Consider the following 17,560-nt stretch of genomic DNA (forward strand, 5'->3'; position numbering starts at 1 on the left):
GCATTTCTGCTAACGGGCCGTAACCTGTATGCCGTACTGCGTGAAACTCTCCCTAAGCCGACGGGCAAATACCAGCGCATGTGCGTTATCGCCATGCAAGCAGACCGTTTCTGCCTGTACTGAGACCCAACTGCCATCCTGAGCCCGAACCCGCTGACGCTGCACCATCTCCAGCGTCTGAGCCAGCGCCAGTTCGTCGCTACTGATCACGGCAGAAGGCTGATCACGCGGCACCAGCGAACCGTCAGCCTGATAGCTGCGATCAGCGAAAACCTCCTGACGGCATTTCAGCCCGGCGCGTTGACCGGCATGAATCAATTCACTCCCCGCCAGCCCAACCAGACACAATGACGAGTCGACCGTCGCTACCGCACGGGCAATCGCCTCTGCCAGCGCCGGATCGCGCGCCGCCTGATTGTAAAGCATGCCATGCGGTTTCACATGAAACAGGCGCGCCCCTTCTGCCTTAACGATCGCTGCCAGGGCACCAATCTGATACAGCACCTGCGCGTATACCGTTTCCGGTGGTACGTTCATAGCCGTCCGGCCAAAGTTTTCGCGATCAAAAAAGCTCGGGTGAGCCCCGATCGCCACGCCATACTGAATAGCCCAGCGTACCGACTGGCACATCAGACTGGCATCACCAGCATGAAAACCACAAGCGATATTGGCGGAGGAAACCAGTTGTAGCAAAGCTTCGTCATGTTGACCGCCTTCTCCCAGATCGGCATTCAAATCAATGACCATGTAACCTCCAGGCAATCTGTTCCAGGTAGCGAGACTGCTCCTGCCATGCTCGCTGAGCCTCATCCAGCGAACAACGAATAAAATGCACCGGCTCACCCAGACGCAACTGCGCCATGTTGTAAAGATCAGCGTCAATCACACAACCGATACGCGGATAACCGCCGGTAGTCTGCGCATCAGCCATCAGTACGATAGGTTTGCCGTTATGCGGTACCTGAATCACCCCCGGCAACAGGCCGTGCGACAGCATTTCCCGTTGTTTTTCGCGTACCAACTCGGGCCCCAACAGACGGTATCCCATGCGGTTACTCTGTGGGCTTAGGTGCCAGCCGGTACGCCAGAAATTATCGCGCGCCTCTTCACTAAACTCCTGATATTCCGGTCCTGGCAACACACGTACCCGGTTACTGAACAGCAATTGCTTCACCCCCACTGAACGTTCGGGTAAGCGTACCGGTTTCCCTAACGGGAGCACATCGCCTTCTGCCAGCAGTCGCCCTTCCAGCCCACCAATCCCGGCTTTCAGGTCAGTACTGCGGGAGCCCAGTATCTCTGGTACGGCTATCCCTCCGGATACCGCCAGATAGCTGCGCATACCGTTACGCGGCGAGCGCAAGCGTAGCGTCTGGCCTGTTTGTACCGCAAAACACCAGCCAGTCCACAACGTTTTACCGTCCAATAAGGCGTGGCAATCGGCACCGGTCAACGCTATCCAGCATGGTGCGGTAAACGTCACCACCAACTGCCCCAACGTAATTTCCAGTGCTGCCGCATTCGCTTCATTCCCCACCAGCAGGTTGGCGAGTTTCAACGCTGGACTATCCAGCGCGCCACACTGGCTGATCCCCAGTTGGCGCCAACCGGGACGGCCGAGATCCTGCACGGTGGTTTGCAACCCTGCGCGAATAATCTTCAGCATATTCCCTCCCGCTGAGGTATAAAACGCACCCGATCACCCGGTCTTAGCAACACCGGCGGCGTTTGCGTCGGCTGGAATAACGCCAACGATGTCTGACCAATCAGTTGCCAGCCACCCGGCGTACTGAGCGGGTAGATGCCGGTCTGATTGCCGCCAATCCCGACCGAGCCGGCGGGCACCTGCAGGCGTGGTTCGGCACGACGAGGAGTAAACAGCGCCTCATCCAACCCGCCCAGATAAGGGAAACCGGGCTGGAAACCCAGAAAATAGACCACATAACGCCCGGCGGCGTGACGTTCTACAACCTGCTTCGGCGTCATACCACAGTGCTCAGCCACCGTTGTCAGGTCCGGGCCGTAATCACCGCCATACGTCACCGGAATATCAACGTCACGGACCTGCTCTTGCGCGAAGGATGCGCTCTCTTCCCACCAACGTTGCAACCGTTCGATGGCATCCAGCGCCTGCTTACGGGGGTGTTTGAGCACCACCGTCAGGTTATTCATGCCGGGAATGACTTCACTGACCTCGTCATGCCCAGTCAAACGCTCTGCCAGCCCCCAGATCCGCTGCTGGCTTTCCAGTCGTAACGGCGGTTCCAGCTCCAGCACCACCGCTCTCTCACCCAGTAAATAACAGCGTGCACGTTGCATTCCACCTCCCGACTGATGTATCTGCCCTATCTCGCGGCTGCCTCATCCAAACCGGGTCTGCTCTAGGCCGGGTTTGGGATATCGATAAATGTCACGTCAAAACCGTGTTGTGCCGCCAGCCACTCGCCTAATGCACGAATACCGGCACGCTCAGTGGCATGATGCCCGGCAGCGTAGAAATGTAGCCCCATTTCACGAGCGGTATGAATCGTTTTTTCCGACACCTCACCGGTGATGAAAGCATCCACACCGAAGTCTGCCGCCTGATCGATAAAACCTTGCCCGCCACCCGTACACCAGGCAATACGCCGGATCTGTGCAGGTGCGTTGTCACCACAGTGCAGCACCGGTCGCTCCAGTACCCCTTCCAGTTTGTGGCGCAACGCGTCACCGCTACAAGGCTGAGCGACTTCGCCATACGGCAACAGCGGCTCAATGTCGCCCAGAACCCGAATATCCAGCATCGCCGCCAGTTGGGCGTTATTACCGATTTGCGGGTGAGCATCTAACGGCAGGTGGTAACCATACAAATTAAGATCATTCGCCAGCAAGGTTTTCAGACGCTGACGTTTCATGCCGCGTACCACCGCCGGTTCGTTACGCCAGAAGTAGCCATGATGGACCAGCACCGCATCGGCTTGCTGCGCTACTGCTGCATCCAGCAAAGCCTGACACGCCGTCACACCGGTCACGATTCGCTGCACGTCACTGCGCCCTTCTACCTGTAATCCATTAGGGCCGTAATCCTGAAACGCAGCCACATTCAGAAAACCGTTAATCAGGCTTTCCAGTTCTGTATTACGCATAGCTCTTGTGCTCCTTAATGCTGTTGTGGCAATGATGCCGCTTCCTCTTTCCTGGCAGCCTCGAATGCCGCCAGCGTGCGCGTGCGCGCCTGTTTATGATCGACAATCGGTGCCGGATAATCGATACGTCGGTGCTGTCTGGCAGCCCAGTCATGAGGCTGATGTATCGCCTTGCCCGGAATCTGCGCCAGTTCGGGTATCCAATATCGAATGAACTCACCGTCCGGGTCGAAGCGCTCACCCTGAGTGGTCGGATTGAAAATACGGAAATATGGCGCAGCGTCGGTACCGGTGGAGGCAGCCCACTGCCAGCCGCCATTATTGGCCGCCAAATCACCGTCCAATAGACGGTTCATGAAATAACGCTCGCCTTCACGCCAGTCGATCAGGAGATCTTTCACCAGAAAACTGGCGCAGATCATGCGAAGTCGGTTATGCATCCAGCCGGTCTGGTTTAACTGACGCATCGCCGCATCAACGATGGGATACCCCGTTTCCCCACGCTGCCACGCGGCCAGTTCATCCGGGGCGTTGCGCCAGGCTACGCGCCGCGTCCAGCCAATAAACGGCTGGTGCCGACACAACGACGGGCTAAACACCAACAGGTGGCGGTAAAACTCACGCCATACCAGCTCGTTGAACCAGGTAAACGCGCCGCTTTCCGGCCGGGTCAACCCGTCCGGGTGTTCCATTCTTAATCGGTTGAAACACTGGCGTGGCGACAGCACTCCCAGCGCCAGATAGGGCGATAGTTTGCTGGTAGCAGGTCGCGCAGGCAGGTCGCGCAACTCATGGTAGAACGCCACCTGTTCGCGGCAAAACTGACGCAGACGCTGCACAGCCGCCGCTTCACCAACCGGGAAGTCGGCATGCACCTCAGCTTGCGGATAGTCGAACGGTGCCAGCGGCACCAGCGTGACATCCCCTTGCTGGCGGGCTACCGGCGCAGGTAACGAGCTGACATCCTGCTGTTGCAGGCGTTTGATAAAGGCAGAGCGGAATGGTGTAAACACCTTGTACATCTCACCAGACCCGGTCACCACGCTGCCCGGCAGTAATAACAGGCTGTCATCAAACGTCCGACACACCGTCACACCCGCCAAAGCCTGAGTCAGTTGCTCATCGCGCTGGCGTTCATTCCATTCATACTGGCGGTTGTAAAACAGCTGCGTGACCTGACGCTCGCGGCAAAAATCAGCCAGCCAGCGCGCACTGGCGGCAAAATCATCACACTGCTGGTAGTGCAGCGGGATGCCTTTCTCCTGCAATGCCTGTTGCAGACAGCGTAAATTACCCAGTAAAAAAGCGGCCTGACAGGGTGCCATGTCATGGCTGGCCCACTGCTGCGGCGTGGCGATAAACACAGCTTCCACCCGCGCGTCAGCATCCTGACAGGCGGCGTGTAACGCCAGATTATCGGTAAGGCGTAAATCGTGGCGAAACCAAACCAAATGTGTGGTCATGAACCATCCTTAACGTCGTACTACTAAAACGAAAACCTGACTTAACGCCTCTCCCGGTAGGCGTTCACAGACAACATGCAATGCATATTGAACAAGCAATCACTCGTCCTATCCTGCGGGCGAGCGCAGCGCAGCGAATCAACCGGAGCGTACACGGAGTGCATGAGGATTTCGAGCACTGCCCAAGGCCCAAATGGCACGTGAAATAGCCTTAATGAGACAGGCGCTTAGTGACCATAACGTAACCGTAGTGCTTCCGGGTAAGGATCAAAATAACGCTGCTGCGACAACCAGGCATCCGGGTATTCTGTCATGTAATGACGTAACAAAGTAAGCGGTGCCAGTAAGGGTTGGACGCCCTGTCGATAGCGCTCGATCAACTGAGCTAACTCCTGCCGCTGCCCGGCGGTCAACTGACGGCGAAAATATCCCTGCACGTGCATCAACACGTTGGTGTGATTACGGCGAGAAGCGGGATGAGACAACAGCGTCATTAATCGCAACCGGTACTGTGCCGCGAACGCATCCAGAGAATCCCACTGGTCGATTGCCGCGACAAACGGCCCCAGTTCGCGGTACGCCGGTTGTGAATGCGCCAGCAACAACAATTTATAACGACTGTGGAAGCTCATGAGTGCGCTACGGCTCAATCCTCTTTGCCATAACTGATTGAATTCATGGAGAGCATAAACCCGGGTAATGAAATTCTCACGCAGCATCGGATCGTGCAGGCGACCATCTTCTTCCACCGGTAGCCACGGCAACGTTTGTTGTAATTGGCGGGTAAACAGCCCTACCCCGCTTTTACGTGCGTTATTTTGGGCAACCTCATACACCTTAACCCGCTCCATACCGCAACTGGGTGATTTGGCACAGACAATATAGCCACACAGATGCGCCAGCTCCGCCGTTCTGGCAGCAGAAAACGCGGCCATTTTTTCCGTCGCATCCAGTCCAGAGCCATTGCTGGCTAGCAACCTGATGTCCCCTGAATCCGACTTCACCAGCCGCAACGCCGGGCGCGGTACCGGCAAGCCTATCGCCATCTCCGGGCATGTCGGCTCAAAATGAAAATAAGGCGCTAACTGTTCAACGGCAAAAGCCAGCCGTTTGTGCCCACCATCAAAACGTACCGGACTGCCCAGCAGGCACGCACTAATACCAACGGAAATCAGATCGGCAGTCATGATATCTATCCCCTTGATTAAAAGAGAGTGCTATGGCCATAGCATAGCAGAGCGCAGGAAAACGCCGCACAGAGAAGCGGTCAGAGAATCAGTAAAAGCAGCAGGAAAAAACGGGTGGGCAAGGCGATGAGATAGCAAAAAACAATTACGCAGGACAAAACGATTACGCAACGAAAAGCAATGCTACAGAAAAAAATAACACCACGGGAAAGCAAAAAGACGTAAAAAGAAGCGGCAGATCAGAAAAGCGCAACGGTCGCCGGGGCTTCCCGTCACACACAGTCAATCAGTAAAAATACCCGGCGGCGCGTTCCGACTGCTCCAGCCACACCGGCTTGTCACTGGTTTTAAGCCATACACGGTGCAAGTAACTATAAAAACGCGCACGACCAGGCCAGAACAGCATGACCGGCAGCGCCAGCGTACCCGCCAACACCACGCCGATGCGGCGCAGCACAACCCGATACCAAGGATACACAACATAAGACATCATAATACCCCCTTCCAAACACACCATAGATTGATTAAATTTTACACTCATCGGACCAGATAACAACACAAAAGATGACTATTTTTTCATACCCATCAACAAGTTAAATTTGAGTTAATTTTTAACCACTGCGTTACACCTCGCCATCTCGTCTTTGCATCGCGTTAGAGCGACACGACTGGCTAACCACCGTCCCACCTCCACCCTGTCGGTAGACTAACTGACGTATCTTTCACCATTTTTATACTTTTTTTACGCCCGCTCCGCGGAAATTTGCACCTTCTTTTTCTCGCTCTGCGTAGCCTGAATCGTGCAGCAAGACGCCCATTATTCAGGTGTGCGGTCATCAGTAGGATACCGCAGCTGAACAGGGCGACGGCAGGATAAACGTGTCAACACCGTTGGAGGTGACTGTGAATATTGGCCTGGTGGCAGGCGGTATGCTGGTGGTTTTACTGCTGGTTTACCTTTTTTATGCATTGCTCAACGCGGAGGAATTCTGATGCCCAGCGATGCTTTCTTACTCATCGTCAGTCTGTTTGCACTCCTGTTAGTGCTGGCACAACCGCTCGGCCAGTTTATGGCCCGGCTGGTGGAAGGAGAAACCGGTGCATTGCGCCGTTACGAACTGAGCGCAGCCCGGCTCTGCGGCTTTCCAACCCGTGAAATGGGCTGGCAGCATTACGCGATCGCCATTCTGACGTTCAATCTGTTGGGTATCGTGCTGCTGTTTCTGATACTCCTGTTCCAGGATCATTTGCCGCTGAACCCACAGCAGATGCCGGGGATGTCCTGGCATCTGGCGCTCAACACCGCAATCAGTTTTGTCACTAACACCGACTGGCAGGCTTACAGCGGGGAAAGTGCTCTGAGCTATTTCAGCCAGATGGTTGGGCTGACGGTGCAGAACTTTTTATCCGCTGCGACCGGTATCGCCGTCGCATTCGTGCTGATGCGAGCCTTTGCACGCCGCACCACCCATGAATTAGGCAATGCCTGGTTGGATCTGCTGCGCATCAATCTGTATCTGCTGCTGCCGATTTCATTGCTGCTCAGCCTGTTCTTCATCAGTCAGGGAAGCATTCAAAACTTCCTGCCTTACCAGCATATCACCACGCTGGAAGGGGCATCCCAAGTGCTGCCAATGGGGCCATTGGCCTCACAGGAAGCGATAAAAATGCTGGGTACCAACGGCGGTGGCTTTTTTGGCGCCAACTCGGCCCACCCGTTCGAAAACCCGAATGCATTGACTAACTTCGTGCAGATGCTGTCCATTCTGCTGATCCCAGCAGCGCTGTGCTTTGCCTTTGGTCGGGTGGTCAACGACCGACGTCAGGGCCATACCCTGCTGTGGGCCATGTCACTGATGCTGATCGTCGCCACGGTCGTCGTGATGTATGCCGAAGTGAGTGGTAACCCACATCTGTTATCACTGGGGGCTGACAGTGCGCAAAACATGGAAGGTAAGGAATCGCGCTTCGGTGTACTGGCATCGGCCTTTTTCGCCGCCATTACCACCGCCACGTCTTGTGGTGCGGTTAACGCCATGCACGATTCGTTTACCGCGCTGGGTGGTTTGATCCCGATGTGGTTGATGCAGATTGGCGAAGTCATCTTCGGCGGCGTAGGTTCCGGTTTTTACGGCATGCTGGTGTTCGTCTTGCTGACTGTCTTTATCGCCGGACTGATGATCGGCCGCACTCCGGAATACCTGGGTAAGAAAATCGAGGCTTGGGAAATGAAAATGGCGGCGTTGGCTATTCTCATCACCCCAGCACTGGTGTTACTGGGTACGGCACTGGCGCTCAGTACCGAAGCGGGTCGTGCCGGTATTCTGAACCCCGGCGCACACGGTTTTAGCGAGGTGCTGTACGCCTACTCTTCTGCCGCCAACAACAACGGCAGCGCGTTTGGTGGTCTCACCGTCAACACCCCGTTTTACGACGTGACGCTGGGCATCGCCATGCTGGTAGGGCGTTTCTCATCGCTGATTCCAGTACTGGCTATCGCTGGTTCGCTGGTGGCGAAAAAGCGCCAGCCGGAAACCCAAGGGTCGTTATCCACCCGTGGTCCGCTGTTTATCGGCCTGCTCATCGCCATCATTTTACTGATTAGCGCGTTGAACTTTATCCCTGCCCTGGCACTGGGTCCCGTTGCCGAGCAGTTACAGTCAAGTCTGGTTCACTGAGCCGGAGAAAGAAGATGATTCGTAAACAGCAAACGCTTTTTGATTCCGCACTGTTGCGTAATGCGCTGGTGGATTCAGTAAAAAAACTCGACCCACGCATCCAGTGGCGCAACCCGGTGATGTTCGTGGTGTATATCGGCAGCCTGCTGACAACCGGTATCTGGCTGGCCATCGCCAGCGGTTATACCGACGGCAGCGCCGGGTTCACCGGCGCTGTCGCGCTGTGGTTGTGGGTAACGGTCTTGTTCGCCAATTTCGCTGAAGCGCTGGCGGAAGGCCGCAGCAAAGCACAGGCAGAAGCCCTGAAAGGGGTGAAGAAAACCAGTTGGGCCAACAAGTTGACCACCCCGCATCATGATGCGGCGACCCAGCAGGTACCGGCTGATAGCTTGCGTAAAGGTGACATCGTACTGGTGTCCGCCGGTGAGATGATCCCCTGCGATGGTGAAGTGCTCGAAGGTGGTGCCTCGGTGGATGAAAGCGCCATCACCGGTGAATCCGCACCGGTGATCCGCGAATCCGGCGGCGATTTCGCCTCGGTCACCGGCGGTACCCGCGTACTGTCCGACTGGCTGGTGATCCAATGCACCGTCAACCCCGGCGAAACCTTTATCGACCGCATGATCGCCATGGTGGAAAACGCCAAACGTCGTAAGACGCCGAACGAAGTCGCACTCACTATTTTGCTGGTGGAACTGACCATCATCTTCCTGCTGGTGGTCGCGACGTTATCGCCGTTTTCCTGGTTTAGCGTGCTGGCTAACAACAGCGGTTCGGTCATCAGTATCACCGTTCTGGTAGCGCTGCTGGTGTGTCTGATCCCTACCACTATCGGTGGATTGCTGTCTGCCATTGGTATCGCCGGTATGAGCCGCATGCTCGGTGCCAACGTCATCGCCACCAGTGGTCGTGCTGTCGAGGCCGCTGGCGATATCGATGTGCTGCTGCTGGACAAAACCGGTACCATCACGCTCGGCAACCGTCAGGCGTCAGCGTTTCTGCCTGCACCTGGAGTCAGTGAACAAGCGCTGGCCGATGCGGCGCAACTGGCGTCACTGGCGGATGAAACGCCGGAAGGTCGCAGCATCGTGGTGCTGGCAAAACAACGCTTTGGCCTGCGTGAACGCGCGCTACAGGATTTGGATGCCACCTTCGTGCCGTTCTCAGCACAAACACGCATGAGTGGTGTCAATATTCAGGGTCGCACTATCCGCAAAGGCGCGGTGGACGCGCTGCGTCGCTACATTGAAGCCAATCAGGGGCATTTCCCGGCCGAAGTGGACGATGCCGTCACCAGCGTTGCACGACAAGGTAGCACCCCGTTAGTGGTGGCGGAAGGCAAACGCGTGTTGGGCGTCGTGGCGCTGAAAGATATCGTCAAAGGCGGTATCAAGGAACGCTTCGCTGAACTGCGCAGCATGAGGATCAAAACCGTCATGATCACCGGCGATAACCCGCTGACTGCCGCCGCCATCGCTGCCGAGGCAGGCGTAGACGACTTCCTGTCGGAAGCCACGCCGGAAGCCAAGCTGGCGCTGATTCGTCAGTATCAGGCGGAAGGCCGCATGGTCGCCATGACCGGTGACGGCACCAACGACGCACCGGCGCTGGCGCAAGCCGATGTGGCGGTAGCCATGAACTCCGGTACTCAGGCGGCTAAAGAAGCGGGTAACATGGTGGATCTGGACTCAAACCCCACCAAGCTTATCGAAGTGGTACACATCGGCAAACAGATGCTGATGACCCGAGGGTCACTCACCACCTTTAGTATCGCCAACGATGTGGCCAAGTACTTCGCCATCATCCCGGCGGCGTTCGCGGCAACCTATCCGCAGCTAAACGCGCTTAACGTCATGCACCTGCACTCCCCCGCGTCGGCGATGCTGTCTGCGGTGATCTTCAACGCGCTGATTATCGTGTTCCTGATCCCACTGGCGCTGAAAGGGATTAGCTACAAACCCATGAGTGCGGCGGCATTGCTGAGCCGTAATCTGTGGATTTACGGGCTGGGCGGCCTGCTGGTGCCGTTCATCGGCATCAAGCTGATAGACCTGATCCTGACCGTCACCGGACTGGCGTAACCAAAGGTAATCATCATGAATTATATTCGTTCTTCTCTGGTGCTATTGCTGCTGATGACCCTGATAACCGGCGTGGGTTATCCCTTGTTGGCGACAGCGCTGGGGCAATTGCTGTTCCCGGCGCAGGCCAACGGCTCCCTGCTCTACCAACAGGACAAGCCGGTTGGGTCGTCACTGATAGGCCAGGCATTCAGCCGTGACGGGTACTTCCAGGGACGCCCATCCGCGACCTCGGACAGTGCCTACAACACAATGGCGTCTGGCGGCAGCAATCTGGCGGTCAGTAACCCAGCGCTGGACAAAGCCATCAGCCAGAATGTCGCCGCCTGGCACCAGCGCCATGGTGATAACGATGCCGTACCGGTCGATCTGGTCACGGCATCGGCCAGCGGCCTTGATCCGCACATTTCGGTACAAGCGGCACGTTATCAGGCTGGGCTGGTCGCCAAAGCCCGCGGTTTGTCGCAGGATCAGGTGGATCAATTAATCAATAGCCATACCTACACGCCAATGCCCGCATTTATCGGTGCGCCGGTAGTGAATGTCGTAGAATTGAATATGGCGCTGGATAAGCTTAAACCGCTTCCCTGATTAAAGAACCGCGGTGTCGACAGAACAGACCCGATTGATGAGGAACAGAAATGACCGACGAGGAACAACGTCGACCCGACCCGGATAGCCTCTTAAGCCAGATTGAGGAACAACCGCGCGGTAAGCTCAAAATCTTCTTCGGCGCGTGTGCAGGCGTAGGTAAAACCTACGCCATGCTACAGGAAGCGCAGCGTCTGAAAGCACAAGGACTGGACGTACTGGTCGGGGTGGTGGAAACCCACGGGCGCAGCGAAACCGCGGCGCTAGTGGAAGGCCTGCCCTCCCTGCCGATGAAGAAGATCAGCCACTACGGTCGCCATCATCATGAGTTTGATCTGGATGGGGCACTGGCACGGTGTCCGGCGATCATCCTGATCGACGAACTGGCGCACAGCAATATTCGTGGTTCTCGTCACCCCAAACGCTGGCAGGACGTTCAGGAACTGTTGGATGCCGGCATCGATGTCTTCACCACCGTCAACGTGCAGCATCTGGAAAGTCTCAATGATATCGTGGGCGGTGTCACCGGCATCCGGGTACGGGAAACCGTCCCCGATCCGATTTTTGACGACGCTAACGAGGTGGTACTGGTGGACCTGCCACCTGACGACTTACGCCAGCGTCTTAATGAAGGCAAAGTTTACCTGCCGATGCAGGCAGAACGCGCCATCGAAAACTTCTTTCGCAAAGGCAACCTGCTCGCCTTACGTGAGCTTGCACTGCGGCGTATGGCCGACCGGGTAGACGATGAGATGCGCGCAATGCGCGCCAGTCAAGGGCGTGAGCGGGTCTGGCATACCCGCGATGCTATCTTGCTGTGTATCGGTCGCGGTGTGGGCAACGAAAAACTGGTACGCACCGCCGCCCGTCTGGCAGCCCGTCTGGGCAGCATCTGGCATGCGGTGTATGTTGAAACCCCCGGTTTGCATCGTCTGCCAGAAGGCGAGCGGCGGGCCATTCTGCGCGCCCTGAAGCTGGCACAGGATTTGGGGGCGGAAACCGCCACCCTGTCCGACCCTTCGGTAGAGCGCGCGGTATTGCGTTACGCTCGCGATCATAATCTCGGCAAAATCGTCATTGGCCGTCATACCGAGCAAAAACTCGGCTGGTGGCGTCGCACCCGCTTTGCCGAGAAGCTCGGCAAGTTAGGACCAGACCTCGACCTGGTGGTGGTATCCGTGCAGGACGACGCCACACCACCACCGCCCAAAGCCCCCGATAGTCGAGGCATTACCGACAAATGGCGACTACAGCTCTACGGCTGCGGTGTGGCGATGCTGCTGTGCACGCTGATCACCCTTCTGGCACTGTGGTCGCCCTTCTCGATGCTGGAACCGGTCAACCTGGTGATGCTCTACCTGCTGGCCGTGGTGCTCATTGCCCTGTTTTATGGCCGCTGGCCATCGGTCTTCGCCGCCTTCATCAACGTCGCCAGTTTTGATCTGTTTTTCGTGGTGCCGAAAGGTACCTTCGCCGTCGCCGACGCACAGTATCTGGTCACGTTTGCGGTGATGCTGACTATCGGTATTCTGGTGGGGAATCTGACTGCCGGGGTACGTTATCAGGCCCGCGTCGCCCGCTACCGGGAGCAGCGGGTGCGTCATCTGTACGAAATGTCCAAAGCACTCAACCGCAGCCTGTCAGTTGAGGATATCGCCAAAGCCAGCCATCATTTTCTGCGCTCCACGTTTCAGGCCAAGATAGCCATTTTGCTGGCTGAGCCATTGTCTGCGCCGACGGCAGAGTTACAGCAGGTTGCGCTTGATGAACCTGAGCAGTTGATCGTCGATAAGGCCATTGCTCGCTGGAGTTACGACCATGCAGCACCTGCCGGTGCCGGTACCGCCACACTGCCGGGCGTGCCTTACCAGTTGCTACCGCTGACCACGCCGCAGCTGACGTTTGGCGTCATTGCCGTCGAGCCAGCCAACGCCCGTCAGTTAATGATCCCGGAACAGCAGCGCATGCTGGAAACCTTTACGGTGCTGATCACTAACGCACTGGAGCGTCTGCATCTGGTTAACAGCACCGAAAATGCACGTCTGGACGCCGAACGCGAGCAACTGCGCAACTCGCTGCTGGCCGCGCTGTCCCACGATTTACGCACTCCGCTGACGGTACTGTTCGGTCAGGCTGAAATCCTAACGCTCAATCTGGCCTCCGAAGGTTCCCCTTATGCCCCACAGGCCAGTCAAATACGCCAGCACATTCTCAGTACCACGCGTCTGGTTAACAACTTGCTGGACATGGCGCGCATCCAGTCTGATGGCTTTAATTTGCGCAAAGAGTGGCAAACACTGGAAGAGTTGACCGGAAGTGCATTACGGCAGTTGGAAAACTCGCTGGCAAGCAATACTATTCACTTACGGTTGCCGCAGGACATGATACTGCTGTACTGCGACGCCAGCCTGATCGAACGGGTGCTGATCAATCTGCTGGAAAACGCCATCAAATACGCGGGTGAGCAGGCGACCATTACCCTTTCTGCCAGTCGACTCTCCTCGTCAGCGTCCGGCGATATGCTGGAAGTGCAGATTCAGGATAACGGCCCGGGCATCCCCATCGGTCAGGAAAAAATCATTTTCGACAAGTTTGCCCGTGGGCACAAAGAGTCTTCGATTCCCGGCGTCGGGCTGGGACTGGCGATTTGCCGGGCGATTGTAGAAATTCACGGCGGGAAAATCTGGGCCACCAACGCAGATGAGGGCGGCGCAGTGTTCCATTTTACCCTGCCGTTGGGTGCGCCACCGGCGCTCGAACCTGAAGAGATGGAGTCCTGACCCTGTTACAGACCAACATACTGATCGTAGAAGATGAAAAAGAAATCCGGCGTTTTGTCCGTAACGCGCTGGAAGGTGAAGGCTGTCGCGTGTTTGAAGCCGAAACGCTGCAACGGGGGTTGATTGAAGCCGCGACGCGCAAACCGGATCTCATCATTCTTGATCTGGGTCTGCCCGATGGCGACGGCATTGATTACATCCGGGATCTGCGACAGTGGAGCGCCATCCCGGTTATCGTGTTATCAGCCCGCACCGACGAACAGGACAAAATCGCCGCACTGGATGCCGGTGCCGAGGACTATCTCACTAAGCCCTTCGGCATTGGCGAACTGCTGGCACGTTCACGGGTCGCGTTACGTCGTTTTAGTACTCCCCAGCAGGAAACCCCGCTGATTACCTTTTCCAATGTCACCGTAGATTTGATCAACCGCCAGGTTATCCGCAATCAGCAGGAACTGCACCTGACGCCTATCGAATTCCGGTTGCTATCCACCCTGCTCGCCAGCCCCGGCAAAGTGCTGACACAGCGCCAACTGCTCAATCAGGTCTGGGGCCCTAACGCGGTGGAACACAGCCATTACCTGCGCATCTATATGGGACATTTACGCCAAAAACTGGAAGATGACCCGGCACGCCCACGTCACTTTTTGACTGAAACCGCCATCGGCTATCGGTTTATGCCCTAACTGACGCCTGACGCGACTGGTGTCCTGCCAGCGACAGGCGTAGCATCCTGATTTTTATCCGCGAGAAAAATATCAATGAGTAGCTGGTTACTTTACGCCTTACTGTCGGCGCTGTGCGCTGCGCTGGTGGCGCTGTTTGGTAAAATCGGCCTGCAACAGCTGGATGCCAATACGGCCACCGCCATTCGTGCCGTGATTATGGCGTTGTTTCTGGTCGGCGTGGTGGTGGTGCAAGGCAAATCATCACTCTTCGGCACCATACTGGCCAACCATAAAGCGATGTTGTTTATCGTATTGAGTGGTGTGGCAGGGGCGCTGTCCTGGCTGTTTTATTTTATGGCACTGAAAAGCGGTAGCGTCGCGCAGGTAGCGCCAATCGACAAACTCAGTGTGGTGTTTGCCGTCATTCTGGCTGTGCTGCTACTGGGTGAAAAAATATCGCTGCTGGCGGGGGTGGGTGTCGCGCTCATTTCTGTCGGCGCGTTGCTGGTAGCATTGGGATAGGTGGGGCCACTGTCATAAAAAAGGCGCTGTTTACACAGCGCCCTGATTACAGTTGATGGCTCATTACTTCGCGTTGCTCAGCACCGCGCTAACAATTTCCACCGCTTCTTTCTCGATTTTTTCACGGTGTTCAGCACCGAGGAAACTTTCGCAATAAATCTTGTAGGCCTCTTCCGTGCCGGACGGACGAGCAGCAAACCAGCCGTTATCGGTCATCACTTTCAGGCCACCAATCGACGCGCCATTACCGGGTGCGGCAGTCAGACGGGCCGTGATCGGGTCGCCTGCCAGCGTACTGGCGGATACCATTTCCGGTGATAGCTTCGACAAGGCCGCTTTCTGCGCATGGGTTGCCGATGCCTGTAAACGGTTGTAGCTCGGTGCGCCAAAACGTGCAGCCAATTCATCATAATGCTGCTGTGGGTTCTTACCGGTCACTGCGGTAATTTCCGCAGCCAGCAGGCACAGAATGATACCGTCTTTATCCGTTGACCAGGGCTTGCCGTCAAAACGCAGGAACGAGGCACCAGCGCTCTCTTCGCCGCCAAAGCCCAGCGTACCGTCAAATAAGCCATCCACAAACCATTTGAAACCGACCGGCACTTCCACCAGTTTGCGGCCCAGGTCGGCCACCACACGGTCGATCATCGCACTGGATACCAGTGTTTTGCCCACCGCGACCGACTCGCTCCACTGCGGACGATGACGGAACAGATAGTTGATAGCGACAGCCAAATAGTGGTTCGGGTTCATCAACCCAGCTGGGGTGACGATACCGTGGCGGTCATAATCCGGATCGTTGGCAAAGGCGAGGTCAAACTTATCGCGCAACGACAGCAGGCCAGACATCGCCGAAACCGATGAGCAGTCCATACGGATAACACCGTCATGGTCCAGCGTCATAAACCGGAACGTCTGATCGATGGCATCATTAACCAGCGTCAGATCCAGTTGATAGCGCTCGGCGATGCGCTGCCAGTAGGCAATACCGGAACCGCCGAGCGGATCCACGCCAAGTTTCAGACCCGCACGCTGGATAGCGGCCATGTCCACCACGTCACCCAACGACTCGACATACGCCTCAACCAGATCACGTTCATGCAGGTGGCCGCTCTGGCGTGCGCGGTCCAGCGACTGGCGCTTCACGTCACGCAAGTTATCCGCCAGCAATGCATTCGCACGTTTTTCAATCACGCTGGTGAGATTGGTATCCGCCGGGCCGCCATTAGGCGGGTTGTATTTAATACCACCGTCTTCCGGCGGGTTATGCGATGGAGTAATCACGATACCGTCAGCCAGTGCACCGCCCTGGCGGTTGTGCACCAGAATCGCGTTCGACACCGCCGGTGTCGGGGTAAACCCGTTATCCTGCTGGATAATGACGTCGACACCGTTGGCAGTCAGCACTTCCAACACGGAAATGAACGCCGGTTCAGACAACGCGTGGGTGTCTTTGCCTACATAGCATGGCCCCGTGATGCCCTGACGGCTGCGCTCTTCGGCAATCGCCTGGGCAATCGCCAGAATATGGGCTTCATTGAAACTGTGGCGGGCGGCACTGCCGCGGTGGCCTGAGGTACCGAACTTAACCGACTGAGCCGGATTGCTCGCATCCGGGCTCAACACATAATACTGGGACGTCAACTGAGCGACATTAATCAGGTCGCTTTGCCGGGTAGGTTGTCCGGCTCTTGGGTGATTAGCCATTGGCGTTTCTTCCTGACGCAGTGATTTAAATGGTGCCGCAAACTTTCTCTGTCAGTTCCGGCGGGAACTGCATCGCCAGCATGATGTCCTCGACCATGCTACGTTTACGACCGGTATTGGTATTGGTGATAACCCAGTAAGGCGTGCCTTCAATGAGGCGAGGTTTAGTCTGGGCACCGTGCAGCAACAAGGTCTGCTCGTCAGCCGCGAAATAAATGCGGGTACGACCGTGCAACGATTCGGTAGCCGCAGCAAACTCTTGCGGCGATAAGCTATGCAGGGTAGACAGCACCATCAGGAAACGATTGACCGCCCTACTCTGCTCGGCGTATTCGTCCGACAACAGTAACTCGCGCACGGTTCTTACCCGATCACGCGGCGGCTGCGCAACGGCAGGCTGGGCAATTGTCGACTCTGCTGTCGGCACTACTGCCACCGACGCTGGCTGCACGCTATTGAATTTCAGCATGCGCCGTAAAATATCTGATGCACTCTCGCCGATATGCTGAGTGTGGCTGGCGATATAACGGTAAAGCTCGTCGTCGACCTCAATAGTTTTCATCTTTATCCAGTACTGTTTTATGTCTTTAATTAATCATCGGGAATTATACAGGCTATGCGCAACCCACGAACAGCAGCAGACAACGGAGATAACATATTCAGGATTATCCTGAACGTGCCGCGCACATCCTGTACATGAACGCGGCTTTCCGCCTGCTGCCCCGGCTGACGCTGCCTGAGAGAGTTTACCCTGCGGC

Annotated in this window: 16 protein-coding genes; 7 read left to right on the forward strand and 9 right to left on the reverse strand. The window is 56.4% G+C overall.

Going from position 1 to position 17,560, the window contains the following annotated elements; all coding sequences use genetic code 11:
• Positions 1-9: 9 nt before the first annotated feature.
• The 7 genes from pxpA to FGI04_RS12775 all read right to left on the reverse strand — a co-directional run bounded on the left by pxpA (position 10) and on the right by FGI04_RS12775 (position 6,268).
• The gene (gene pxpA, locus FGI04_RS12745) at positions 10-747 is read right to left on the reverse strand and encodes a 5-oxoprolinase subunit PxpA (RefSeq protein ID WP_407273134.1); all 738 of its coding nucleotides are present in this window, start codon (positions 745-747) and stop codon (positions 10-12) included.
• Complete coding sequence (pxpC, locus tag FGI04_RS12750) at positions 737-1,666, reverse strand: 5-oxoprolinase subunit PxpC (protein WP_407273133.1); 930 nt, start codon at positions 1,664-1,666, stop codon at positions 737-739. The genes pxpA and pxpC overlap by 11 nt, the downstream gene beginning before the upstream one ends.
• The gene (gene pxpB, locus FGI04_RS12755) at positions 1,660-2,319 is read right to left on the reverse strand and encodes a 5-oxoprolinase subunit PxpB (protein WP_407336829.1); all 660 of its coding nucleotides are present in this window, start codon (positions 2,317-2,319) and stop codon (positions 1,660-1,662) included. The genes pxpC and pxpB overlap by 7 nt, the downstream gene beginning before the upstream one ends.
• Positions 2,320-2,381: 62 nt before the next feature.
• Positions 2,382-3,125, reverse strand: a complete 744-nt coding sequence (locus tag FGI04_RS12760) for a type 2 GTP cyclohydrolase I (protein ID WP_342699529.1) — start codon at positions 3,123-3,125, stop codon at positions 2,382-2,384.
• Between the two features lie 14 nt (positions 3,126-3,139).
• Positions 3,140-4,588, reverse strand: coding sequence for a deoxyribodipyrimidine photo-lyase (gene phrB, locus FGI04_RS12765; protein WP_407336830.1), 1,449 nt, complete (start codon positions 4,586-4,588; stop codon positions 3,140-3,142).
• 227 nt (positions 4,589-4,815) lie between these two features.
• The gene (locus FGI04_RS12770) at positions 4,816-5,775 is read right to left on the reverse strand and encodes a YbgA family protein (RefSeq protein WP_342699527.1); all 960 of its coding nucleotides are present in this window, start codon (positions 5,773-5,775) and stop codon (positions 4,816-4,818) included.
• Between the two features lie 286 nt (positions 5,776-6,061).
• On the reverse strand, positions 6,062-6,268 hold the full coding sequence (locus FGI04_RS12775; RefSeq protein ID WP_342699526.1) for a YbfA family protein: 207 nt from the start codon (positions 6,266-6,268) through the stop codon (positions 6,062-6,064).
• 386 nt (positions 6,269-6,654) lie between these two features.
• Here FGI04_RS12775 and kdpF point away from each other — a divergent pair, with 386 nt between their 5' ends.
• From kdpF to FGI04_RS12810, 7 genes are all read left to right on the forward strand, one after another.
• Positions 6,655-6,768, forward strand: coding sequence for a K(+)-transporting ATPase subunit F (gene kdpF / locus FGI04_RS12780; protein WP_049779755.1), 114 nt, complete (start codon positions 6,655-6,657; stop codon positions 6,766-6,768).
• Positions 6,768-8,453, forward strand: coding sequence for a potassium-transporting ATPase subunit KdpA (gene kdpA / locus FGI04_RS12785; RefSeq protein ID WP_342699525.1), 1,686 nt, complete (start codon positions 6,768-6,770; stop codon positions 8,451-8,453). The genes kdpF and kdpA overlap by 1 nt, the downstream gene beginning before the upstream one ends.
• A 14-nt stretch (positions 8,454-8,467) precedes the next feature.
• Complete coding sequence (gene kdpB / locus FGI04_RS12790) at positions 8,468-10,534, forward strand: potassium-transporting ATPase subunit KdpB (RefSeq protein WP_407336831.1); 2,067 nt, start codon at positions 8,468-8,470, stop codon at positions 10,532-10,534.
• 15 nt (positions 10,535-10,549) lie between these two features.
• Positions 10,550-11,125 (forward strand): potassium-transporting ATPase subunit KdpC, encoded by a 576-nt coding sequence (gene kdpC / locus FGI04_RS12795; RefSeq protein ID WP_342699523.1) that lies wholly within the window; start codon positions 10,550-10,552, stop codon positions 11,123-11,125.
• 50 nt (positions 11,126-11,175) lie between these two features.
• Positions 11,176-13,905 (forward strand): two-component system sensor histidine kinase KdpD, encoded by a 2,730-nt coding sequence (gene kdpD, locus FGI04_RS12800; RefSeq protein WP_407273130.1) that lies wholly within the window; start codon positions 11,176-11,178, stop codon positions 13,903-13,905.
• Complete coding sequence (gene kdpE, locus FGI04_RS12805; protein WP_029456409.1) at positions 13,902-14,591, forward strand: two-component system response regulator KdpE; 690 nt, start codon at positions 13,902-13,904, stop codon at positions 14,589-14,591. Before kdpD ends, kdpE begins: the two co-directional genes overlap by 4 nt.
• Before the next feature lie 75 nt (positions 14,592-14,666).
• Complete coding sequence (locus FGI04_RS12810) at positions 14,667-15,095, forward strand: EamA family transporter (protein WP_342699521.1); 429 nt, start codon at positions 14,667-14,669, stop codon at positions 15,093-15,095.
• A gap of 63 nt (positions 15,096-15,158) precedes the next feature.
• Here the strand turns inward: FGI04_RS12810 and pgm are convergent, their stop codons facing one another.
• Positions 15,159-16,802: a phosphoglucomutase (alpha-D-glucose-1,6-bisphosphate-dependent) gene (gene pgm / locus FGI04_RS12815; protein ID WP_252999882.1), complete on the reverse strand. Its 1,644-nt coding sequence runs from the start codon at positions 16,800-16,802 to the stop codon at positions 15,159-15,161.
• Positions 16,803-16,827: 25 nt separating this feature from the next.
• Positions 16,828-17,364, reverse strand: coding sequence for a replication initiation negative regulator SeqA (seqA, locus tag FGI04_RS12820; protein ID WP_038907376.1), 537 nt, complete (start codon positions 17,362-17,364; stop codon positions 16,828-16,830).
• Between the last annotated feature and the right edge of the window lie 196 nt (positions 17,365-17,560).

The organism is Dickeya ananatis (genome assembly GCF_019464615.1).
Lineage (GTDB): Bacteria > Pseudomonadota > Gammaproteobacteria > Enterobacterales > Enterobacteriaceae > Dickeya > Dickeya oryzae.